The following is an 18,791-nucleotide window of genomic DNA, read 5'->3' as shown; positions in this document are numbered from 1 at the left end:
ACAGAGTAGTCCCTGAAGGGGTCCGTCTCGTCGCGTACCACTATATGGACACTAGAGAGTTGCTGCCGGTCCCGTTCAGTCCAGAGACGCTTCAGTCCAGAGGCTGGGCGACATGTTCCCAGACTCGGTCGAACATCAACTGCTCGTCCGCGACCATCGCCTTGGCCAGACCGCCGCCGGACGCCTCCAGGATGTGCATCCCGACGTCCGTGCCCTCCACGTCGCGCAGCGGAACCGGATCCGGGTAGCCATCGACCACCCGCTCGAACCGCCCCGGGATGTAGTAGCCGATCAGGGCCTCCTGCCGGTTCAGCAGATAGACCTTCCGCGTCGGGGTGCCGCGCAGGCTGCGGAACTCGACGCGCATCCCTATGCCCGCCTCCTTGCCCAGCTCGCCCAGCGTCCGCTGCAGGATCGTGCGGTACGAACGGCCCTGCCACCGGTTACGGGCATCGATCGCCTGGTCGAGCTCGTCGTCATGGCCCCACCCCTTCTCCGGGGACGGGTAGTCGAGGCGCTGGTCAGCACGCGGCAGCATCACCCGCACGTGCACCGACCGGGGGCGGAGGTGCTCCGCGTAGATCTCGCTCAGCGTCTGCCCGAGCGACAGCACCAGCGTCTCCGCCGTCAGGCTCTGCACGTCGAGGCGCACATCTTCCTGCCGGAAGGCCGAGGCGAGGCGCGGGCCGAGAATGCTGCGGGCCGACTGCGAGGCCTGCGGCAGGGCCGGCACGTGCGCGGCCACCCTCGGCGGGCTGCCCTTTTTCACATTGCTCAACAGGCCCTCGGAATGCAGCCGTTGCAGGGCATTGCGCACGACTCCGCGCTCCACCCCGAACTCCTCGGCGAGCACGGCCTGGGTGGGCAGTCTCTCCCCCGGCTTGAGCGCTCCGGACCGGATCCGCTGCCGCAGGACGTCGGCCATCGATTCGGGCGTGGCCCTGGGAGCGGGGCCGTTGTTGTCGTCCATCGCGACTGCACCCCTCCCGCCGTGCCAAGTTTCCTCAACCCTACGTCAGTTGGCTGCCAACTTCTCCCTACTTCCCGCAGAGGAAAGGGAACCGGCAGGTCAACCCCGCTCCCGCAGCATGCCCAGAAGAGGGGCCAGGCTACCCACGACATGGCGCGCACCGGCCGCGAGCAGCATGTTCCGCTTCTCCTCGTTGCGCGCGTACCCCAGGAACGAGACCCCGGCCGCCGTCGCCGCCGCGAGGTCCGTGGGGGTGTCGCCGATCATCAGGGCGGCGCCGGGAGCCGCCCCCATCGCGTTCAGGGCCCGGTTGACGCAGTACGGGTCGGGCTTGAGCAGCGTCATGTTCTGCGTACGGCCGTAGATGTGCGGCTCGAAGCATCCGGTGAGCGAGCGGCCGTCCAGATAACTGCGCACCGCCTGCGGCGAGTTGTTGGTCGTGACGGCGAGGCGTACGCCCATCGCCCACCAGGTCCGGATGAGCGGGTCCGCCCACGGCGTGGGCCAGGCCCTGGGAACCGCCTGCAGCTCCTGCTCGGTGAGACGTTTCTCCATCTCCAGTACGAGGTCACTGCCCGGCTGCTCAAGACCGAGGCGGGCCACCACTCCGTGCGGGTCGAGGCGGCGCAGCTCCTCCTCCGTCAGCACCCCGTGCAACCCCTGCGTCTCCAGCCACCGTGCGAGGCGCAGCGCTATCTCGGGCGCCGGCCAGCCCGCGAACAGGCGGCAGATCGGCCCGTCGAAGTCCCAGAGCACGTAGCGCGCACCGCGGACCAGAGACCTCAACTCCCCCTCGGCACCCGTCTCATCAGCCACCCCACCAGTCTGCTTCGCCGCATCAGAAGTCACTAGGAGAGTGTCAGGTCGGACGTGATGGTTTCCCAGAGGGCGGTGAACCACTTCTGCGACTCCTCCACGAACGCCCGGTCGCGGTGGCCCGCGCGCTTCTCGAAGGAGAAGAGGAGGGCCTGGGCGCCCGTGGCGGCGTACATCTCCAGCTTGGTGCCGCTGTCGATCTCCTCCTCGCGGCGCGTGACCATGTAGTAGGAGAGCAGCGCCTCGGCGTCGTTGAGCAGGTAGAGCTTGACCGGCGGGGTGAACGGCAGGGCGCGGAAGGTCACTTGGACGTCGATGCCGTGGGAGGAGCGCAGGGAGCGCAGGTTGTGGCGCAGGACCTGGCCCTGGGCGTTGCGGGTCTCGAGCCAGCGCCGGTGGACCGCCTCGTCGTCACCGCGGTCGGGCCCGTCGGTGGCGTCGGGCACCGCCACCGGGAACGCGAGCTCGATGTCGCGGCTGGGCAGCAGGATGCGCACGTCGATGGACTCGGGGCGCATCCGCCCCTCGTGGATGAGGCGCAGCGGTTCGCCGAGGGCCAGCATCAGGGTCTCGGAGGTCATGCAGACCGCGTCGATGCGGACCTTGGGCGCGGCGAACGCCTCGACCAGGCGTGGGGCGAGGGCGACCATGGTGGGCTGCGGCTCGTCGCCGACGGCGGTGGCGGGGGCGATCCGGGGCGGGCTGCCCTTGCTGATGTTGTTCAACAGGCCGTCGGACTGGAGGAGTTGGAGGGCCTGGCGGACCGTGCCGCGCTCGACGCCGAACTCCTCGGCGAGCACGGCCTGGGTGGGCAGCCGGTCGCCCGCCTTGAGCCGGCCTGCCTTGATGCGCTCCCGAAGCTCGTCGGCGATCTCCTGGTGAGAGAGCTTTCTGTCGCCGTTCAGTGTCGCGTCTGCCATGTCCGCCATGTCTGCCACGCTCTCCTGGGTCACAACCAAACGCTACAACTTCCTGTGATTTGGCGGGAGTTGTTGGCGACTTGTTTTATTCCGGCGACCAAGTGGGGACAACCTTAGGAGAGTTGGTCACCAAGTTGGCTCTAGCTGGTAGCAGCTGGCGAGCGTGTCGACCAACTGACCAGCACCACCGATGCCGTAGCTGATGAAGGAGGAAAAGTCATGGCCGTCCTGAGCCTCCTCTCCGCGGTGTTCGTGATCACCTTCGAGCAGCTCGTCCAGTGGCACTACGGGCCGGCCGGTATCGCAGGCCTGCTCCTGCTGACCATCGGCGTCAAGGCCAGGAACGCCACGTGCAGCTCCATCGGCGGCGTTCTGCTCGCGATCATGGTGGCCGGCCCCGCGCTCCACTAGGAACGGGATGGGACACAGGCTCTACGAGCTGAGTGTCAGATCCGAACTGATGGTGTTCCAGAGGCTGTTGAACCACAGGTGGGACTGCTCGACGAACGTCGTGTCGCGCAGTCCCGCCCCCTGTTGGAACGCGAAGAGCATCTGCCGCACCCCCTGCGCGTCGTACACGTCCACCCGCTCGTGGTCGATCTGCTCACCGCGCCGGGTCAGCGTGTAGTACGCGAACAGCGCCTCGGTGTTGTTGAGCAGGTACAGCTTGACCGGCGGCGTGAACGGCAGCGCCCGGAACTCGACCTCCACGTCGATGCCGTGGGTGGCGCGCAGGGCCAGCAGATTGTGCCGGAGCACCTGCCCCTGCGCGTTGCGCTGCCGCAGCCAGTTGCGCTGCAGCACGCCGCCCACGCCGCCCATCACCCCGTCCGCCTCCACGCGCGCGTCCGCGGGCGCAGGGAAGGCGAGGTCGATGTCCCGGCTGGGCAGCAGCACCCGCACCCGGACCCTGGCCGGTTTCATTCGGCCCGCGTGGATGTGGCGCAGCGGCTCGCCCATCGCGAGGGTCAGCGAGACCGACGTCAGACACAGCGCGTCGATCTCCACGTCCTGCTGCAGGAACGCGGCCGCGACCTTCTGGGACAGGGCGACCATCGTCGGCTGCGGGGGCGCACCGGGACCGCTGAACGCGGGCTGGGTGTTCTCCGCGACGGTGGCCGGGCTGCCCTTCGAGACGTTGGCCAGCAGTTGCTCGGACTGCAGAACGCGCAGCGCCTGACGTACGGCGGACCGCTCCACCCCGAACTCGTCCGCCAACTGCGCCTGGGTAGGCATGCGTTGGCCAGGACTCAGATGCCCGGAACGGATCCGGGCGCGCAGCTCATCGGCCACTTCGCGGTACGTCCAGTGCGTCCGCTGCGGCCCTGGCCGTCCGTTGACGGCGGCATGTTCCGCACTCACAACCAAACACTACAACTTCCCGCCATCTTTGGGGAGTTGAGAAGAAGGTGGTTATGAGTCGCGCTTCAGCGGAGATAAGTACCAGTGAGTTGGTGACCAACTTGAGCGACATGGTCGGACAACCTCGGGGGTTGGCGTCGACCACACAGGTTGGTCTACGTCACCGCTATGGCGCGGGAGTTGGTCACCACTCGGACCCGAAGGAGGTAAGTCCCCATGCCGGTCTTCGCCATCCTCATCGCCGCTCTCGCCATCGGATTCGAGCAGCTCATCCAGTGGAAGTACGGCCCGATGGGCATCATCGCGTTCATCGTGCTGTCCGTCGGACTCAAGGCCAAGAACACCATGATCAGCGGCATCGGCGCGGTCGTCCTCGTCATGCTGCTGGCCCAGAGCGGCTGACCGGGCTCCCTTCCGGAGGGGAGCCGGGAGCCCGGTCGGTCTTCTCCGCGCACGCCCGTACGCGACTCAGAACACGTCGGGGCACCACGGCCGGCGTGCCGTACGGAACAGGGCGTCGGCAATGACGGCGGCGCCCGTCTCTTCCTCCACCAAGCGGCCCAGGGCGGCCAGCCGCACCGCGGACGCGTCGCCCAGCCACAGGGACCCCAACTCACCGATGTCCAGGGTGAGTCGGGGGGACTCGTCGCTCGGCTCGCACACCGCACCGTCGGGCGCCGCCGCCAGCCTGAACCGGCCGCCGGCCAGACCGGCCCGGTCCCGCACCTCCAGCACGAGCTCGCCCCGCACGTCGTACGACCTGGCCTCCAGGGCCCGTACGACATCGAGGATCCGCACCCACAGGGAGTCGGCCTGCCGCACGACGCGGGCGGCCCGCGGGTCGGGCAGCAGGTGCGGCAGCAGGTCGTCGGGGGCGCGGTGGCCGCTGTGCACGACCGTGACCCAGTCGATCGAGCAGACGAACGTCCACAGCGCCCGCTCGGCGGCCGGGGTGAGCCCGAACAGGTTCTGCACCTTCGCCTCGCACACCGGCTGGACCCCGTCGTTGAAGCGCTCCTCGCACCAGTACGAAACGAACCCCTCCACCTCACCGCCGGCCCCCCGGTACAGGGCGTAGAACGGCTCCTTCCACGGGTCCTCCGGCGTCGGATGCGCCCCGGTGTTGAGCCGCCACCAGTAGTCGTCGCGCGACACGAGGCCCGCGACCCGCGTGCGCAGCCGCCCGTACAGCTCGGGCCCGACCTTGCGGATCTCGTCGGCGTCGGCGAAGTCGACCCGCCCGCCGTCGCCCGGGCCCGCCCAGCGCGGGTCGAGACCGGCCCGGGGCACGTCGATCTCAAAGTTCGTGGTGGTGGCCGCGGGCCCGAACCCGTAGCGCCCGTAGATCGGGTACTCGGCGGCGATGAGCGTCGCGGCCACGTCCCCGCGCGCCTTCGCCTCGGCCAGGTCGTCGGCCATCATCCGGCTGAGCAGGCCGCGGCGGCGGTGGGTCGGACCGACGGTGACGTTCGTGATGGCGTCAGCGGGCACGACGGCCCCGCCGGGCACGGTCAGCTCCTGCGCGAACGACCGGAAGGTGGCGACCTGCCGGGGGGCGAACGCGGCCCGGGTCCTGCCCAGGTCGAACTGCGCGCGCCGCACGGCGACATGCTCCTGCGAGACGACCGGCTCCCGCAGGAACCCGCGGTTCCGGGCGCGACACCACTCGGGTAACTCGTCTTCGGTGATGGGCCGTACGTCGATGACGTCGTCGGGGCGAGTACTCATGCGCCCACGGTAGGCGGGACGGGCGGCACCTACCCGCCGAGCAGATCGTCCACCTGCGCCTCGCCGTCCCGGTACCGCCGCGCGATCTCCGCGCTGCAGTCGTCGGCCGTCCGCTGCAGATGCTGCCGGCGCCGGGACACCTGCTGCTCGTACCGCACCAGCCGCCCCATCGCCGCGTGCAGCTCGTCGTCCGTGCGGGCCGCCAGATCGGACAGCTCGACCTCGGCGAGCATCTCGGCGGCAAGACGCCGGAACTCCTCGCTGTGCGGGGTGCCGAGCGTGACGTGGCGGGCCGAGGAGCGGTGCCGGGTCGGCTGGTCCCGCAGGATCTCCGAGAGCCGGTCCACGACCGGCGTCTCCGGGTCCCGGCGCCGGCCCAACTCGGCGCGCAGGATGTCGATGCGCCCCTGGAGCAGCCGGCGTACGTAACTGAGGTCCGCCTCGTCCTGCTGCGACTCACGCCGCACCCGGCGCAGCTCGGGCAGCCGCAGATCCGCCAGGTCGTGCTCGGGCGGAGCGGGCAGCTCCGGGCTGCCGATGCGCTGCGCGGGCGGCCGGGCCAGCGGAGCGACGCGGCCGGTGTGCGTCAGGGAGACGGGCTCCCCGGGCAGGCCCGTACTCCGTGTGTGGTGCATGGCGTGAGCATCCATGGTCTGCTTACCGTCCCCTCGACCGGACCGACGCCGCGCGCCACCGGCGCACTGCGTGTGAGCATGGTGCCACTCCCGGTGCCCGCTCTGTGCGCGAGTACCCCATATCCGCCCCGGATGGGGGGTTCGAAGTCGGTAAGAACCGTAAGAGGACGGCACGGCATGATGGCCGTATGCGAGCAGTGGTGCAGCGGGTGGACGGCGCGAGCGTCGTCGTGGACGAAGACAACCAGAAGAAGACCGTGGGTGAGATCGAGGGCGAGGGCCTGTGCGTCCTCGTCGGGGTCACGCACGAGGACACGAAGGAGAAGGCGGCCCAACTGGCCCGCAAACTCTGGTCGGTGCGGATGCTCGCCGACGAGAAGTCGTGCAGCGACATCGACGCCCCGCTGCTCGTGATCAGCCAGTTCACGCTCTACGGCGACGCCCGCAAGGGCCGCCGCCCCACGTGGAACGCGGCGGCCCCCGGCGACGTCGCCGAGCCCCTGGTCGACGAGGTCGTGGCCCAACTGCGGTCGCTGGGCGCGACGGTGGCGACGGGCCGGTTCGGGGCGCAGATGCGGGTGTCCCTGACGAACGACGGCCCGTTCACGGTGCTGCTGGAGATGTAACCGGGGCTAGGGCTCGACGACGACTTCCTGCGCGGCCGCGGTGTCCTCGGCCATGAGCTGCGCATCGAGCGGCACGTTCCGCTTGACCAGCGCGAGCGCGATCGGCCCGAGCTCGTGGTGGCGTACGGACGTCGTCACGAACCCGATCTTCCGCCCCTCAGGGCCATCGGCGGCAAGCCGCACCTCCGCCCCGTGCGGCGGCAGATGCACCTCGCTGCCGTCCAGGTGCAGGAAGACGAGGCGGCGCGGCGGCTTGCCCAGGTTCTGCACGCGGGCGACGGTCTCCTGCCCGCGGTAGCAGCCCTTCTGCAGATGGACGGCGCTGCCGATCCAGCCCAGCTCGTGCGGGATGGTCCGGTGGTCGGTCTCGAAGCCGAGCCGCGGCCGGTGCTGCTCGACGCGCAGCGCCTCGTAGGCGAGCAGTCCGACGGCGGGCCCGTGGGCGGCGGCGTACGCCTCCAGGTCGGCGCGCGGCAGGAACAGGTCGCGCCCGTACGCGGTCTCGCGCACGGCGACCCCGTCCGGGACCGGGGCGATGGACCCGGCGGGCAGGTGCACGACGGCGAACTCGTCGGTCCTGTCGGCCACTTCGACCCGGTAGAAGAACTTCATGGACTCCAGGTACGCGGCGAGCGCCTCGCGCGTACCGGGCTCCACGTGCACCCAGGTCGTCGTCCCGTCGTCGACGAGGTATAGGGCGTGCTCGATGTGCCCGTTGGCGGAGAGCACCAGCGCTTCCGTGGCCTGGTTCGGCGGCAGCTGCTCGACGTGCTGGGTGAGCAGCAGGTGCAGCCAGCTCAGCCGGTCGTCACCGGTGACGGTGAGCACACCGCGGTGCGAGAGGTCGACGACGCCCGCCCCGTCGGCGAGGGAGCGCTGTTCGCGGAACAGGTCGCCGTAGTGCGCGGCGACGCCTTCGTCCACGCCCTCACCGGGGACGGCGCCGGGCAGGGTCAGCAGGGGGCTGCTCGTTGAATGTCGCTGCATGGTCACTCACATTACGACGAGCGCACGGACGCGCTTATTCCTTCGCGGGGTCCTTGGACGCCTCGGACGCCGTGCAGTTCTGGCACCGCCCGAAGATCGCGAAGTGCTTCAGATCGGTGTCGAAGCCGAACTCGGCGCGCAGCTTGGCCGTGAACTCCTTGGCGACGTCCACATCGGCCTCGATCACGTCCGTGCAGTCCCGGCAGACCAGGTGGATGTGGTGGTGCCGGTCGGCGAGGTGGTATGTGGGCGCACCGTGCCCGAGGTGCGCGTGCGAGACGAGCCCGAGCTCTTCGAGCAGCTCGAGGGTCCGGTAGACCGTCGAGATGTTGATCCCCGACGCCGTCTTGCGCACTTCGCACAAGATGTCGTCGGGGGTCGCGTGCTCGAGGGTGTCGACGGCCTCGAGGACGAGCTGGCGCTGCGGCGTCAGCCGGTAGCCGCGCTGCCGCAGATCGCTCTTCCAGTCGATGCCTTCGGTGCTCACCACACCGCCGAGTGTAGGACTACGGGGACCTACTTGAAGAAGGCGATGCCGTCATCGGGCATGTCCGGGAGGTTGCGCGCCATCTCGGCGACCTCCTCCGGGGAGACGACCTTCTTGAGCTGGGCCGACATGTAGGGGCGCAGCGGAACCTCGGGGGTCTGCTTCTCGCCGACCCACATCAGGTCGCTCTTCACGTAGCCGTAGAGCCGCTTGCCGCCGCTGTACGGGCCGGAGGCCGCGGTGCGCGCGACCGCGTCGGTCGCCAGGTCGATCTGCGGCTTCTTGTCGGCCAGCTCGCCGTACCAGACCTCGACGACACCGTCGTCGCGGACCATGACGACCTCGACCTTGCGGTCCTTGTCGACCCGCCAGAAACCGGCCTCGGACTCCAGCGGCTTGACCTTGTTGCCCTCGCTGTCGAGGACCCAGCTGTGCGAGTGGTACTCGAGGAAGTCCCGCCCGTCGTGGGTGAAGGAGACCTCCTGGCCGAAATTGGCCTTCTCGGCGCCGGGGAAGTCGGTGACGCCGGCGCCCGCCCAGTTGCCCAGGAGGAAGGCCAGCGGGACGAGGTCGGGGTGCAGGTCTGACGGGATCTGGATCATGAGCGGTTCAGACGTCTCTCGGTGGGGGTCAGCGCTGGCCCTGGTACAGCTTCTTCACGGTCAGACCGGCGAAGGCGAGGACGCCGACGCAGACCAGGACAAGGAGAGCGGAGAAGAAGGCCTCAAGCACGGGTGCTCCTCGGTGAGCGGTACTGGCGGATCGATGCGGTTACAGAGCCGGGCCCCACTCTAGTCGGGTGGGGCCCGGGGCTCTCGGCGAGGTGGGCCGCTGGGGTCAGCCGAGCAGCTGGTTCTGGAGTACGACCGTCTGCTGGAAGGGGACCTTGGCGGTGGTGCCCTTGCGGGACTGGACGACCAGGGCGTACACGTCACCGGCCTCGATGAACGCCTGGCGGACCTGCTCCTTCCCGTAGGGCCGCTTCTCCTCCTGGGCTCCGATGACGGTGTACGGGTTCTCGTTGAGGTCGCCCGCCGCCCAGGAGTAGTCCTCGACGGTGTCGGGGGCGCCGATGAGCGCGGCGCTGTTCGACGCGACAGCTCCGCGGTAGTCGTGAGCGAACCCTCGCGTGGTGAAGCGCAGCAGGTAGATGCGGGTGTGCGTGCCGTCGGGCATGGTCCAGCCGCGGGCGGCGATGTGCCGCAGGCCGCCGTCCTTCAGGGCCGGTGCCAGTTCGCCGCGCACGTCCTTCTCGTACTCCGCCAGATACGTGGCGGAGGGCAGCCAGCCGTCCTTGCCCGCCAGCGCCTTGTCCTCCACGGCGCCCTTCGGCGCAGGCAGCAGGAGCGCGCGCAGATCGGCGTAGTGCTCCTCGCGGGAGTTGCCCTCGGCGAACACGGCCGGGGCGCCCTTGGGCAGCGCCGGCTTCTGGATCGCCGGGTACTCCCAGCGGCCGTCGCTCTCGGTGGCGAGGCCCGGCAGGTCACCGCGGGTGCGTTCCATGACGCCGTACGCGGTCCCGGCGCCGAGGGCCGCGAACACGACGACGGCGGCGGTCCAGCGCAGCGCGGCCCGCAGCACGCGGCGATCCTTCTTGAGCGGGGGCTGCGGCAGCTCGGACACCGGAGGCAGTACCTCGGGCACGGGAGACACGGGCTGAATCGGCTGGGTCATACGAGCTCCCCCCGCGAAGTGATGTGGTCGAGCTGCCGGGCCAGGAGATCGGCGACGGCCTTGCTGTCGATCGACTTCGGCCCGTACGCGGTGACGGAGACGAGCAGATCGTCCTCGTACGCGCTGCACATCAGCACGTCGAGCTTGGTGTCGCCGTCCCGGGGAGCGAGGAAGCAGTCGGCGTTGCTGTGCCCCTTGATCCTCGGGCCCTTGGTGAAGATGCCGAGCGCGCGCAGGAACTGCGTCTGGAACGCCTTGAGGTCCCGGCCCGCCTGCCGGTTCTGCAGCTGAGCCAACTGCAGTTCGACGACGAGATCGTCGGTGTCCGCGGAGTAGCTGCGCATCGCCAGGCCCTTGAGCTTCAGCCTGTCGATGGCCTTGCGCTGGGACGCGCGCTGGCGGGCGGGCAGGTCGTCCGCGGCCTTGCGCAGCCGGGCCACCGCCTCGGGCCCGGTGATCACCTTGTCGTTGCCGAACTCGTCGATGTCCGGCCCCGGAACGTACCCGTCGGGCACGGGCAGCAGCCGCTTGGTGAGATCGCCCTGCACGCCGCCGACACCTCCGGCACGCTGCTTCTGCTTCTCCGGCTTGCCCCACACCTCGGTACGGACCGTACGGTCGGCGTCGTTCACCTTCATCACGGTGAACCCGGTACCTGCGGCGACGGCCAGCACGACGACGCAGGCCACGAGGACGGCGGGCCAGCGGCGGGGCCTGCGGGCGGGCGCGGGTGCCTCGCCGGGCGGAACCTCCGCGAACTGTTCGTCGCTCACAGGCGCTCCAACTGCCGCTTGGCGAGCGCCATCGCGGTCTTCTTCGGAATCGGCTTGGTGTCGAAGAACCAGAGGTCCATGACGATGTCGCCGCGTGCGCCGAGCGCCCTGGCCTCGTACAACGGCAGGTAACCGGCCTCGGTCCTCGGGTGGTCGAAGACGTAGACGCGGGCGTTGGAGCTGCCGGGGACGGGCTCGCCCCCGTTGCCCGCCCACTCGGAATCGCTCATGTACGTCAGCTGGCCGCTGAGGAAGTTGCGGGAGCTGAGCTTCTCGGTGTCCCGGAACTGGATGAGGTGGACCTCGGTCGTGGACTGGCCCTTCTTCCACTCGGTGACGGCAGACCGCCTGAAGGAGTCGTCGGACAGGTCGGCGAACATCCGGCCCGGCTCCTTGTAGTCGCCCGCGTAGCCGTACTGGTCGACCCAGCCCTGCACGCCGCCCGACTTCTGGGTGCCCGCAGGACGCGGGACGAGCAGCTTGCGCAGGTCGCCGTCCGTCTTGACCCGGTGGTCCTCGGCGGCGGACAGCGCCACGGGCGCCTTGGTGTCCTTGGCCTGGCCCACCTTCTGCTGCGCGAGCGGCGGCAACGGGTCCGGCTCCCGCCCCGCCTGCACGACGTATCCGGTGCACACGCCCGCGACGACACCGAGCACGGCGGCGCAGGCAATGAGTGCGGCGGTACGCCCACGTCTACGGCGACGGAGCGGCTCCTCCGCCCGCTCCTCCGCTCGCGGAAATTCTTCGTGATCCAACGATCCCCCCAGGAACGTGAAGCGCGAATTCCGTATCCACGCGCACAGGAGACCCATAGAAGTCGTGCCTGGTTGTACGGGGGTTGATCACGGGTTCATCAAGACTCCACCACGAAATCGCTGGGGCGGGAGTCACAGATGCGTCACATGAACAACACACTAGGCGCAAGGGACATCCCTATGACAAGATCCCGCTGGGGGGCGCCTCGGAAGCTCATTGCCGAGGCCCAACAGGCGTGAACCAGCACCCTGGTTCCGCCTGTGCGAAATCAGATTCGGCCTGCCGGTGACGACGTCGTGAGTGACGTCCGCGGCACATGACCGGCACTGGCTTTCCCGGGCCGTTCCAAGGGGCTCTCCAGCACACCCTTTCATCACCTTCATCACCTTTTGTCGCCGAGGTCGCCTTCGACGACCCGCGACACCCCATCAACACCACCGGGCTCACGGCCACCACCAGTGGCCGGTCCCGGACTGAGGAGATCCTCATGACCCGTCGTACTACGCGCGCGATGAAGGCCCGCGTGGCCGTCGCTTCCGTCGCCGCCGCCCTGCTCGCCACGACGCTGGGCGCCGCGTCGGCCTCGGCCGACACGGGCTCCGCCAACGCCGCCAAGATCGCCAAGCACACCACCGCGCAGCAGAACCGGTCCTTCGCCGCGGCGTCGGCCGACGCCGCGGCCCCGCTGCCGGGCCTGTACGGCATCGACAAGAACGACTGGCTGTACCACTACACGCCCAACGGCTCGGGCGGCCTCCAGGCCCGTGAGCCCCTCGGCGACTACACCGGCGTGATCGCGGCCGCCGACGCCGACAACGACGGCGACGGCTACAGCGACGACGCCTGGATCTGGACCAAGAACGGGGACGTGTACAACACGGACTCCAAGAAGGTCGGCTACGGCTGGACCATCTACAGCAAGGTGCTGTCCCCCGGGAACATCGCCGGTGCCCAGGGCGCCGACGTCCTCGCCCGTGACAAGTCCGGTGTCCTGTACGCCTACCTCGGCTACGGCGACGGCACGCTGACCAAGCGCATCAAGATCGGCAGCGGCTGGAACCAGTACAACCAGATCACCGGCCGCGGCGACCTGACCGGCGACGGCAAGGCCGACATCGTGGCCCGCGACAGCGCCGGTGTCCTGTGGCTGTACAAGGGCACGGGCAACGTGAACTCGCTGTTCAGCGCCAAGGTCAAGATCGGCGCCGGCTGGAACCAGTTCAACACCCTGGTCGGCAGCGGCGACATCGACCTGGACGGCAAGGCCGACCTGCTCGCCCGCACCAGCACTGGTGACCTGTACCTGTACAAGGGCACGGGCAGCGCCTCACCGGTGTTCGCCGCGAAGAAGAAGATCGGCTACGGCTTCTCGACGTACCGCCTGCTCTACAGCTGATCCTGCACGCTGAACTGAAAAGCGCCGACAGTGAGCCCGCCCTCGGGCTCACTGCCGGCGCTTTTTTGGTTTCAGCCGACAGCACTACACATCTTCATAAAGCTCACCGGTGAAATGCCCCTTCACCCACTCAACACCCTTCGGGCGAAACCCGGTCCCCTCGCGGAAGTAAATCCGCGACGTCAGTGCCAAGCTCTTCCCTCACCCGGTCGGCAAATCGGCCCTCGCACCAGCGCGGCGCTACGGCTCCCGCCGCCGCTTCTTCCCGTCCAGCTCGTCCCACCACTCGTCGGACTTCGAGTCTCCCGACGGGTCGTCCCACCACCGGTCCTCGGGCCCGCGCCGGTTCGCGACGATCGCGGCGAACGGGGGGATGACCATGGCGACGACGCACATCGCCACGGCGGCGGGGATCGACCAGAGACGTACGACGCCCCACGCCAGGACGAAGAGGGCGATGCAGACGCCCATCATGGCGAAGTAGAGGTGCTTTCGCCGCGCGTACATGTCTCCAGCGTAAGTCCGGGCAAGCCAAAGGGCCGCACCCTGTTCCCGGAATGGCGTCCAACCCCCAGGGGTGCGGCCCTCAGGCCGTTCAACGAGTGACCGCTCAGGTCACTCAGATCATTCAGGTCACTCAGACCGCGATCGCGACCTCCGCGAGGCCGCCCGTCTGCGCGACGACCGTACGGTCCGCCGTGCCACCCGGCACCAGCGCGCGCAGCGTCCACGTGCCCTCGGCCGCGTAGAAGCGGAACTGGCCCGTGGCGGAGGTGGGGACCTCCGCGGTGAACTCGCCGGTCGAGTCCAGGAGACGGACGTAGCCCGTCACCGGCTCGCCGTCGCGGGTCACCTGGCCCTGGATCGTGGTCTCACCGGGCTTGATCGTCGAGGCGTCGGGGCCGCCGACCTTCGCTCCACACATGCTGAACTCCTAGAAGAGGAAGAGAAGTTGAAGGTCGGTTGGGTTACTTGTTGGCGCCGAGCTCGATCGGCACGCCGACCAGCGAGCCGTACTCGGTCCACGAGCCGTCGTAGTTCTTGACGTTCTCGACGCCGAGCAGCTCGTGCAGGACGAACCAGGTCAGGGCCGAGCGCTCGCCGATGCGGCAGTACGCGATGGAGTCCTTGGCCAGGTCGACCTGCTCCTCGGCGTACAGGGCCTTCAGGTCGTCGTCCGACTTGAAGGTGCCGTCGTCGTTGGCGTTCTTCGACCACGGGATGTTGCGGGCCGACGGCACGTGGCCGGGGCGCTGCGACTGCTCCTGCGGGAGGTGGGCGGGGGCGAGCAGCTTGCCGCTGAACTCGTCGGGGGAGCGCACGTCGACCAGGTTCTGGGTGCCGATCGCGTTCACGACGTCGTCGCGGAAGGCGCGGATCGACGTGTCCTGGGGCTTGGCCTTGTACTGCGTGGCCGGACGGTTCGGAACCGCGTCGCCGTCGACCAGGTCGCGGGAGTCGAGCTCCCACTTCTTGCGGCCGCCGTCGAGCAGCTTGACGTCCTGGTGACCGTAGAGCTTGAAGTACCAGTAGGCGTAGGACGCGAACCAGTTGTTGTTGCCGCCGTAGAGGACGACGGTCGTGTCGTTGGCGATGCCCTTCTTCGACAGCAGTGCCTCGAAGCCGGCCTGGTCGATGAAGTCACGGCGGACCGGGTCCTGGAGGTCCTTGGTCCAGTCGATGCGGATCGCGTTCTTGATGTGGTTCTTGTCGTACGCCGACGTGTCCTCGTCGACCTCGACGATCGCCACGTTCTCGTTGTCGAGGTTGGCCTCGACCCAGTCGGCGTCGACCAGGACGTCAGTGCGGCTCATGCTGTCTTCCTCCGGGGCAGTTGCGGCAGGCATGCGGGGATGTGAGGGGTGCGGATGCACGGATGGGCCCCGAGTCGTCTCAAAGGGCCGAGGAGGAGCGGGAGTTGACCGCCCGCTCAGACGGCGCGACAGAGCATGGCGGCGACGCGGCACAGGTCTACTGCCCGCCGCTTCGTGAGATCCGCCTGTCGCTTCATGCATCCGATCGTAAGGACGCACAGGCGGCCGTGTCACCGGCGTGTCGGATCCTGAGACAGGATCGTCCGGCATATGAGAATGATCAGGCCCCGGGGCCGCTCCCGCGGGGTCCCGGGGCCGCTGTGGCTCCGCTCACTTCTGCTGTTCGGACGGCGCCGTCTCGCAGTGCGGACGCAGCGCCGTCTGTCCGGTGCCCTCGGTGCCCCCGGTGCCTACCCGACGAGGTCGAGGTTCGAACCCTTCACCGTGATCTCGACGCCGTCCTCGACGGCCTCGACCTTGTCCAGCTTGATGCCGGCCGGCAGGTCGTCGATCTTCTGCGAGAAGTCGGTGACGTTGCGGGCGGTGCCCTCGGGCAGCGGCACGGAGACGCCCAGGACCTTGAGGGACTTGGGGATGCTGTCGGCGTGCGCGTTGATGGTGTCGCCCTTGACCGTGATCGTCGACGTGACGTACATCGGCTCGGGCAGCTTCACGCCGCCGCGGCTCACCTCGACGGCGACCTTGATCTTGCCGTTGCCGCCGTCGGAGAGGCCGATGACCTTGCCCGTCGCGCCGAGCGGCAGCTCGACCGGCTCGGACTTGGCGGACTTGAGCAGTTCGGCGTACGTGATGAGGGCCGTGCCCGTGGCGGAGTCGGCGGTGGCCGAGCTGTAGCTGCTGTTGAACTCCACGCCGTGCATCTCGGCCTTCAGGTCCGCGATGTGGACGCTCTCGCCGCCGCTCTTCGCCTCGTAGTCCTTGATGCCGATCTCCACGTCGTCCAGGCTGCCGCCGACGACCTGGGTCAGGAACGGGAAGCCCTTGATGGACACGTCCGGCGTGCTGGCCAGGCCCTCGCTGGACTTCAGCTTGTCGGCGGCCTTGCCCTCGGCGAAGTTGACCGCGACGCGGTCGGCGATGACGAAGAGGCCGCCGACGATGACGACGATGATCAGCAGTATTCGCAGTGCGCGCATGGCCTTGGGGCTCCCCCACGTCCGACGTTCCCCGGCGCCCGTGTGTCCCCCGGCCGGGATGTACTGGTCGCGAGGTTACGTGGCGAGGACCACGGGTGGCGGGCCTGGGCACAGTTGTTCCCAAGTTGTCGATCAGGCGCCGGGCGCCGCGGGGGCCTAGCCGAGCGCCCTTAGCCGAGCGCCCGGCCCAGGACGTACACCGCCGGAGCCGCCGCGGCGAGCGGCAGGGCCACCCCCGCCGTCATGTGGACGAAGCGCGACGGGTAGTCGTACGAGGCGACCCGGTGGCCGATCAGGGCGCACGCGCCGACGCCGAGTCCGAGCAGCCCCCCGTCCGGGCCCAGGTCCGTCAGGCCCCCCGCCAGCACCCCCGCCCCGGCGGCCGCGAGCAGCGCGACGACCACGGACACCGGTGTCGGCAGCGGCAGCGCGCGGGCCACGATCGCGGCGGCGACGGCGATCGTGCCGACCGTCACCGCGTCCGGCGTGGCCGCGAGGTGACCGGTGGCCACGATCGCGAGGGCCGCCGAGGTGACGGTCGCCATCAGGCCGTACATCCGCTCGTCCGGCGACGCGTGCGAGCGGAGCTGGAGGACGAGGGTGAGCAGGACCCAGACGCCGAGGGTGCCGAGGATCGCCGCGGGCCCGTTCTCCCGCCCCGCGGCGAGCAGCGCGACGTCCGCCACGACACCGCCGAGGAACGCGAGGGCGATGCCCTGCCGGGCGGGCCACATCCCGTTGAGCCGGAACCAGCCCGCGGCCGTGACCGCCTGCAGGAGCAGGAGCGGTACGAGGAGTGCGTACGAGCCGATGGCGGCGCCGCCCGCGAGGATCAGGGCCAGGACGGCGGTGAGGCCGGCCGGCTGGATGCCCGGCTCGATGATCGGGGAGCGGCCCTCGGCGCGGGCGCGCTGGGCGTCGGTGACGCGGGTGTTGCCGGTGGTCGTGGCGGGACCGTAGGAGGGCCCGGCCGGTTCCGCCGTCACGGAGACCGGCGCCGCCGGGGGCACCTGGGACTGGGACTGGGCAGGGGCCTGCGCCTCGTAGGACCACTCCTGCTGCGGCGGCAGCGGCTGTCCCTCGGCCCCGTACACGTACGCCTGCTCCTGCTGCTGCGGCGGCAGATACGCCTGCGGCGCGGGCTGCACCTGGGTGTCCCAGGTCTGCGCCTGCCACTGCTGGGTCTGCGGTTGCTGAGGCTGCTGCTGCGCGTACGGGTCGTAGGGCTGCCCGTACTGGTCGTACTGCGGTTGCTGGGGATGCTGCGGGTACTGCTGGTCGTTGCTCATCGGGGTCACCCTCCTGCGAACGGCGGGAGCACCTCGACCGTGCCGCCCTCGGCAAGCCGTACCGTCTCATGCCCACGGGTACCCACGGGGTTCCCGTCGACGAGGAACGAACAACGCTGCAGCACACGCACCAGTTCCCCGGGGTGTCGGCCGCGGGCCGCCTCGAGGGCCGTGGCCAGGTCGTCGGCCTCGTACGGTTCCTCGGCGACTCCGGCGGCCGCCTTGGCAGCCGCCCAGTAGCGAATCGTGCCCTGAGCCATCGGGCGGCTCCTCTCCTCGTAAGCAGTCGTCAGCGTCAGCAGGCGTCAGCAGTCGTCAGCGTCAGCAGTCGTGAACAGTTCGGCGTCCTATTGTGCGGCACCTGCGGCCGCGGCCCACTCCCCGATCCGTTCGAGGAGTGCGTCGCTCGCCGCGTGCTCCGCGTGCCCCATCCCCGGCTCCAGCCACAACTCGGCTCCAGCGCCCCCTTTCGAGGCCGCTTCGACGAGCATCCGCGGGTGGTCGAGCGGGAAGTACGGGTCGCGGTCGCCGTGCACGACGAGCAGCGGGGTCGGAGCGATCAGCGGGACCGACTCGACGGGAGACAGCGGGATCGGGTCCCACTCGTGGGGATGGATGCGGGTGCGCAGACCGAGGCGGCCGACCATCCGGCCCGTGGGCCGCGTCACCACCCAGTGCAGGCGCCGCATCGGCGCCGTCCCCCGGTAGAACCACCGCGCCGGGGCGCTGACCGCGACGACGGCGTCCGTACGCGCTTCCGTGCGCCCCCTGTGCGACGCCGCGTGCCGCAGCACCACCGAACCACCCATCGAAAACCCGACCGTCACCACGCGCGCGTGGCCGAGCGAGCGGGCCCATGCGACGGCCGCCGCGAGATCGAGCACCTCCCGGTCGCCGACCGTGGAGCGCCCGCCGGAGCGTCCGTGCCCCCGGAACGAGAACGTGACCACGGCCGCACGCTGCGCGAACACCCCTGCCGCGCGCCGCACATGGGGCCGCTCCAGATCGCCGGTGAAGCCGTGCGCGAGGACGATCACGGGCCCGCCGGGCACCCCGTCACCCGGGTCGTACGCCGCGTCGATCGCCACTCCGTCCTGTGTGCGGAGCATCACGCGCAGCGCTCGTTCAGTGAGCGGCCGCACAGAAGATCCACGTTCGTCACCTGCCGGACCCCAACTCATGTGGGCTATTGTGCTGGGCAGAGGACTCGGGCAATGCAGCCCCCGGGTCCTTTTGTGCTTTCAAGCGCGTTGTATACGAAGGCGCAGGACCCCGGGGCGCGGGGTCCACCGAGCAGTACGCAACACGAAGCAGTGCCGCAAACGTCCTCGCAGGGACCGAGGAGGAACCAGACGTTATGGGCGAGCGAACCGTGCACGAACGCAGGACCACCCAGGCAGG

The 18,791-nt window shown here is 69.5% G+C and carries 24 protein-coding genes; 4 read left to right on the top strand and 20 right to left on the bottom strand.

What is annotated here, in order from left to right:
• Positions 1-91: 91 nt before the first annotated feature.
• From ACIBUY_RS30930 to ACIBUY_RS30920, 3 genes are all read right to left on the bottom strand, one after another.
• Complete coding sequence (locus tag ACIBUY_RS30930) at positions 92-970, bottom strand: GntR family transcriptional regulator (RefSeq protein ID WP_365566809.1); 879 nt, start codon at positions 968-970, stop codon at positions 92-94.
• Between the two features lie 99 nt (positions 971-1,069).
• A complete protein-coding gene (locus ACIBUY_RS30925) occupies positions 1,070-1,786 on the bottom strand; it encodes an HAD family hydrolase (protein WP_365566810.1) in 717 nt (238 codons plus the stop codon).
• Between the two features lie 32 nt (positions 1,787-1,818).
• Complete coding sequence (locus ACIBUY_RS30920) at positions 1,819-2,745, bottom strand: winged helix-turn-helix domain-containing protein (RefSeq protein ID WP_399154354.1); 927 nt, start codon at positions 2,743-2,745, stop codon at positions 1,819-1,821.
• Between the two features lie 180 nt (positions 2,746-2,925).
• On the opposite strand from ACIBUY_RS30920, the gene ACIBUY_RS30915 reads away from it, so the two are divergent.
• Positions 2,926-3,117, top strand: a complete 192-nt coding sequence (locus ACIBUY_RS30915) for a hypothetical protein (RefSeq protein WP_365566812.1) — start codon at positions 2,926-2,928, stop codon at positions 3,115-3,117.
• 21 nt (positions 3,118-3,138) lie between these two features.
• Here the strand turns inward: ACIBUY_RS30915 and ACIBUY_RS30910 are convergent, their stop codons facing one another.
• Complete coding sequence (locus ACIBUY_RS30910; RefSeq protein WP_365566813.1) at positions 3,139-4,074, bottom strand: winged helix-turn-helix domain-containing protein; 936 nt, start codon at positions 4,072-4,074, stop codon at positions 3,139-3,141.
• A 210-nt stretch (positions 4,075-4,284) separates the two neighbouring features.
• Here ACIBUY_RS30910 and ACIBUY_RS30905 point away from each other — a divergent pair, with 210 nt between their 5' ends.
• The gene (locus tag ACIBUY_RS30905; protein WP_365566814.1) at positions 4,285-4,470 is read left to right on the top strand and encodes a hypothetical protein; all 186 of its coding nucleotides are present in this window, start codon (positions 4,285-4,287) and stop codon (positions 4,468-4,470) included.
• A gap of 66 nt (positions 4,471-4,536) precedes the next feature.
• On the opposite strand, the gene ACIBUY_RS30900 is transcribed toward ACIBUY_RS30905, so the two are convergent.
• Positions 4,537-5,796 (bottom strand): GNAT family N-acetyltransferase, encoded by a 1,260-nt coding sequence (locus ACIBUY_RS30900; protein ID WP_365566815.1) that lies wholly within the window; start codon positions 5,794-5,796, stop codon positions 4,537-4,539.
• Positions 5,797-5,825: 29 nt separating this feature from the next.
• A complete protein-coding gene (locus tag ACIBUY_RS30895) occupies positions 5,826-6,431 on the bottom strand; it encodes an ABC transporter substrate-binding protein (RefSeq protein ID WP_399154353.1) in 606 nt (201 codons plus the stop codon).
• Between the two features lie 188 nt (positions 6,432-6,619).
• Between ACIBUY_RS30895 and dtd the strand changes: the two genes are divergently transcribed.
• Complete coding sequence (gene dtd, locus ACIBUY_RS30890) at positions 6,620-7,057, top strand: D-aminoacyl-tRNA deacylase (RefSeq protein WP_365566817.1); 438 nt, start codon at positions 6,620-6,622, stop codon at positions 7,055-7,057.
• A gap of 6 nt (positions 7,058-7,063) precedes the next feature.
• Here the strand turns inward: dtd and ACIBUY_RS30885 are convergent, their stop codons facing one another.
• The 6 genes from ACIBUY_RS30885 to ACIBUY_RS30860 all read right to left on the bottom strand — a co-directional run bounded on the left by ACIBUY_RS30885 (position 7,064) and on the right by ACIBUY_RS30860 (position 11,634).
• Positions 7,064-8,044 carry a folate-binding protein gene (locus tag ACIBUY_RS30885; protein ID WP_365579817.1) on the bottom strand — a complete coding sequence of 327 codons (981 nt, stop codon included), beginning with the start codon at positions 8,042-8,044 and terminating at the stop codon, positions 7,064-7,066.
• Between the two features lie 34 nt (positions 8,045-8,078).
• Complete coding sequence (locus ACIBUY_RS30880) at positions 8,079-8,534, bottom strand: transcriptional repressor (protein WP_365579819.1); 456 nt, start codon at positions 8,532-8,534, stop codon at positions 8,079-8,081.
• Between the two features lie 26 nt (positions 8,535-8,560).
• The gene (locus ACIBUY_RS30875; RefSeq protein ID WP_365579821.1) at positions 8,561-9,133 is read right to left on the bottom strand and encodes an FABP family protein; all 573 of its coding nucleotides are present in this window, start codon (positions 9,131-9,133) and stop codon (positions 8,561-8,563) included.
• Between the two features lie 235 nt (positions 9,134-9,368).
• A complete protein-coding gene (locus ACIBUY_RS30870) occupies positions 9,369-10,205 on the bottom strand; it encodes a hypothetical protein (protein WP_399154352.1) in 837 nt (278 codons plus the stop codon).
• On the bottom strand, positions 10,202-10,978 hold the full coding sequence (locus ACIBUY_RS30865) for a hypothetical protein (protein WP_365579826.1): 777 nt from the start codon (positions 10,976-10,978) through the stop codon (positions 10,202-10,204). The genes ACIBUY_RS30870 and ACIBUY_RS30865 overlap by 4 nt, the downstream gene beginning before the upstream one ends.
• Positions 10,975-11,634: a hypothetical protein gene (locus ACIBUY_RS30860; protein WP_399154351.1), complete on the bottom strand. Its 660-nt coding sequence runs from the start codon at positions 11,632-11,634 to the stop codon at positions 10,975-10,977. The genes ACIBUY_RS30865 and ACIBUY_RS30860 overlap by 4 nt, the downstream gene beginning before the upstream one ends.
• Positions 11,635-12,221: 587 nt before the next feature.
• Between ACIBUY_RS30860 and ACIBUY_RS30855 the strand changes: the two genes are divergently transcribed.
• Positions 12,222-13,130: a VCBS repeat-containing protein gene (locus tag ACIBUY_RS30855; protein WP_365579832.1), complete on the top strand. Its 909-nt coding sequence runs from the start codon at positions 12,222-12,224 to the stop codon at positions 13,128-13,130.
• A gap of 240 nt (positions 13,131-13,370) precedes the next feature.
• Here the strand turns inward: ACIBUY_RS30855 and ACIBUY_RS30850 are convergent, their stop codons facing one another.
• The 8 genes from ACIBUY_RS30850 to ACIBUY_RS30815 form a co-directional block, all read right to left on the bottom strand.
• Positions 13,371-13,637, bottom strand: coding sequence for a DUF3099 domain-containing protein (locus tag ACIBUY_RS30850; protein WP_365579838.1), 267 nt, complete (start codon positions 13,635-13,637; stop codon positions 13,371-13,373).
• A 130-nt stretch (positions 13,638-13,767) separates the two neighbouring features.
• Complete coding sequence (locus tag ACIBUY_RS30845; protein WP_365579841.1) at positions 13,768-14,055, bottom strand: DUF1416 domain-containing protein; 288 nt, start codon at positions 14,053-14,055, stop codon at positions 13,768-13,770.
• A 43-nt stretch (positions 14,056-14,098) separates the two neighbouring features.
• The gene (locus tag ACIBUY_RS30840) at positions 14,099-14,944 is read right to left on the bottom strand and encodes a sulfurtransferase (RefSeq protein WP_399154350.1); all 846 of its coding nucleotides are present in this window, start codon (positions 14,942-14,944) and stop codon (positions 14,099-14,101) included.
• Between the two features lie 116 nt (positions 14,945-15,060).
• Positions 15,061-15,141, bottom strand: a complete 81-nt coding sequence (locus tag ACIBUY_RS30835; protein WP_350962106.1) for a putative leader peptide — start codon at positions 15,139-15,141, stop codon at positions 15,061-15,063.
• Positions 15,142-15,354: 213 nt separating this feature from the next.
• Complete coding sequence (locus ACIBUY_RS30830; protein WP_365579846.1) at positions 15,355-16,101, bottom strand: DUF2993 domain-containing protein; 747 nt, start codon at positions 16,099-16,101, stop codon at positions 15,355-15,357.
• Between the two features lie 170 nt (positions 16,102-16,271).
• A complete protein-coding gene (locus ACIBUY_RS30825; protein WP_365579849.1) occupies positions 16,272-17,390 on the bottom strand; it encodes a hypothetical protein in 1,119 nt (372 codons plus the stop codon).
• Positions 17,391-17,395: 5 nt separating this feature from the next.
• Positions 17,396-17,650, bottom strand: coding sequence for a MoaD/ThiS family protein (locus ACIBUY_RS30820; RefSeq protein WP_365579852.1), 255 nt, complete (start codon positions 17,648-17,650; stop codon positions 17,396-17,398).
• Between the two features lie 87 nt (positions 17,651-17,737).
• Positions 17,738-18,571: an alpha/beta hydrolase gene (locus tag ACIBUY_RS30815; RefSeq protein ID WP_399154349.1), complete on the bottom strand. Its 834-nt coding sequence runs from the start codon at positions 18,569-18,571 to the stop codon at positions 17,738-17,740.
• Positions 18,572-18,791: the final 220 nt, after the last annotated feature.

The sequence above is a fragment of the Streptomyces sp. NPDC050085 genome, from assembly GCF_044460595.1.
Taxonomy (GTDB): domain Bacteria; phylum Actinomycetota; class Actinomycetes; order Streptomycetales; family Streptomycetaceae; genus Streptomyces.
This window is presented reverse-complemented; position numbering and strand designations above follow the sequence as displayed.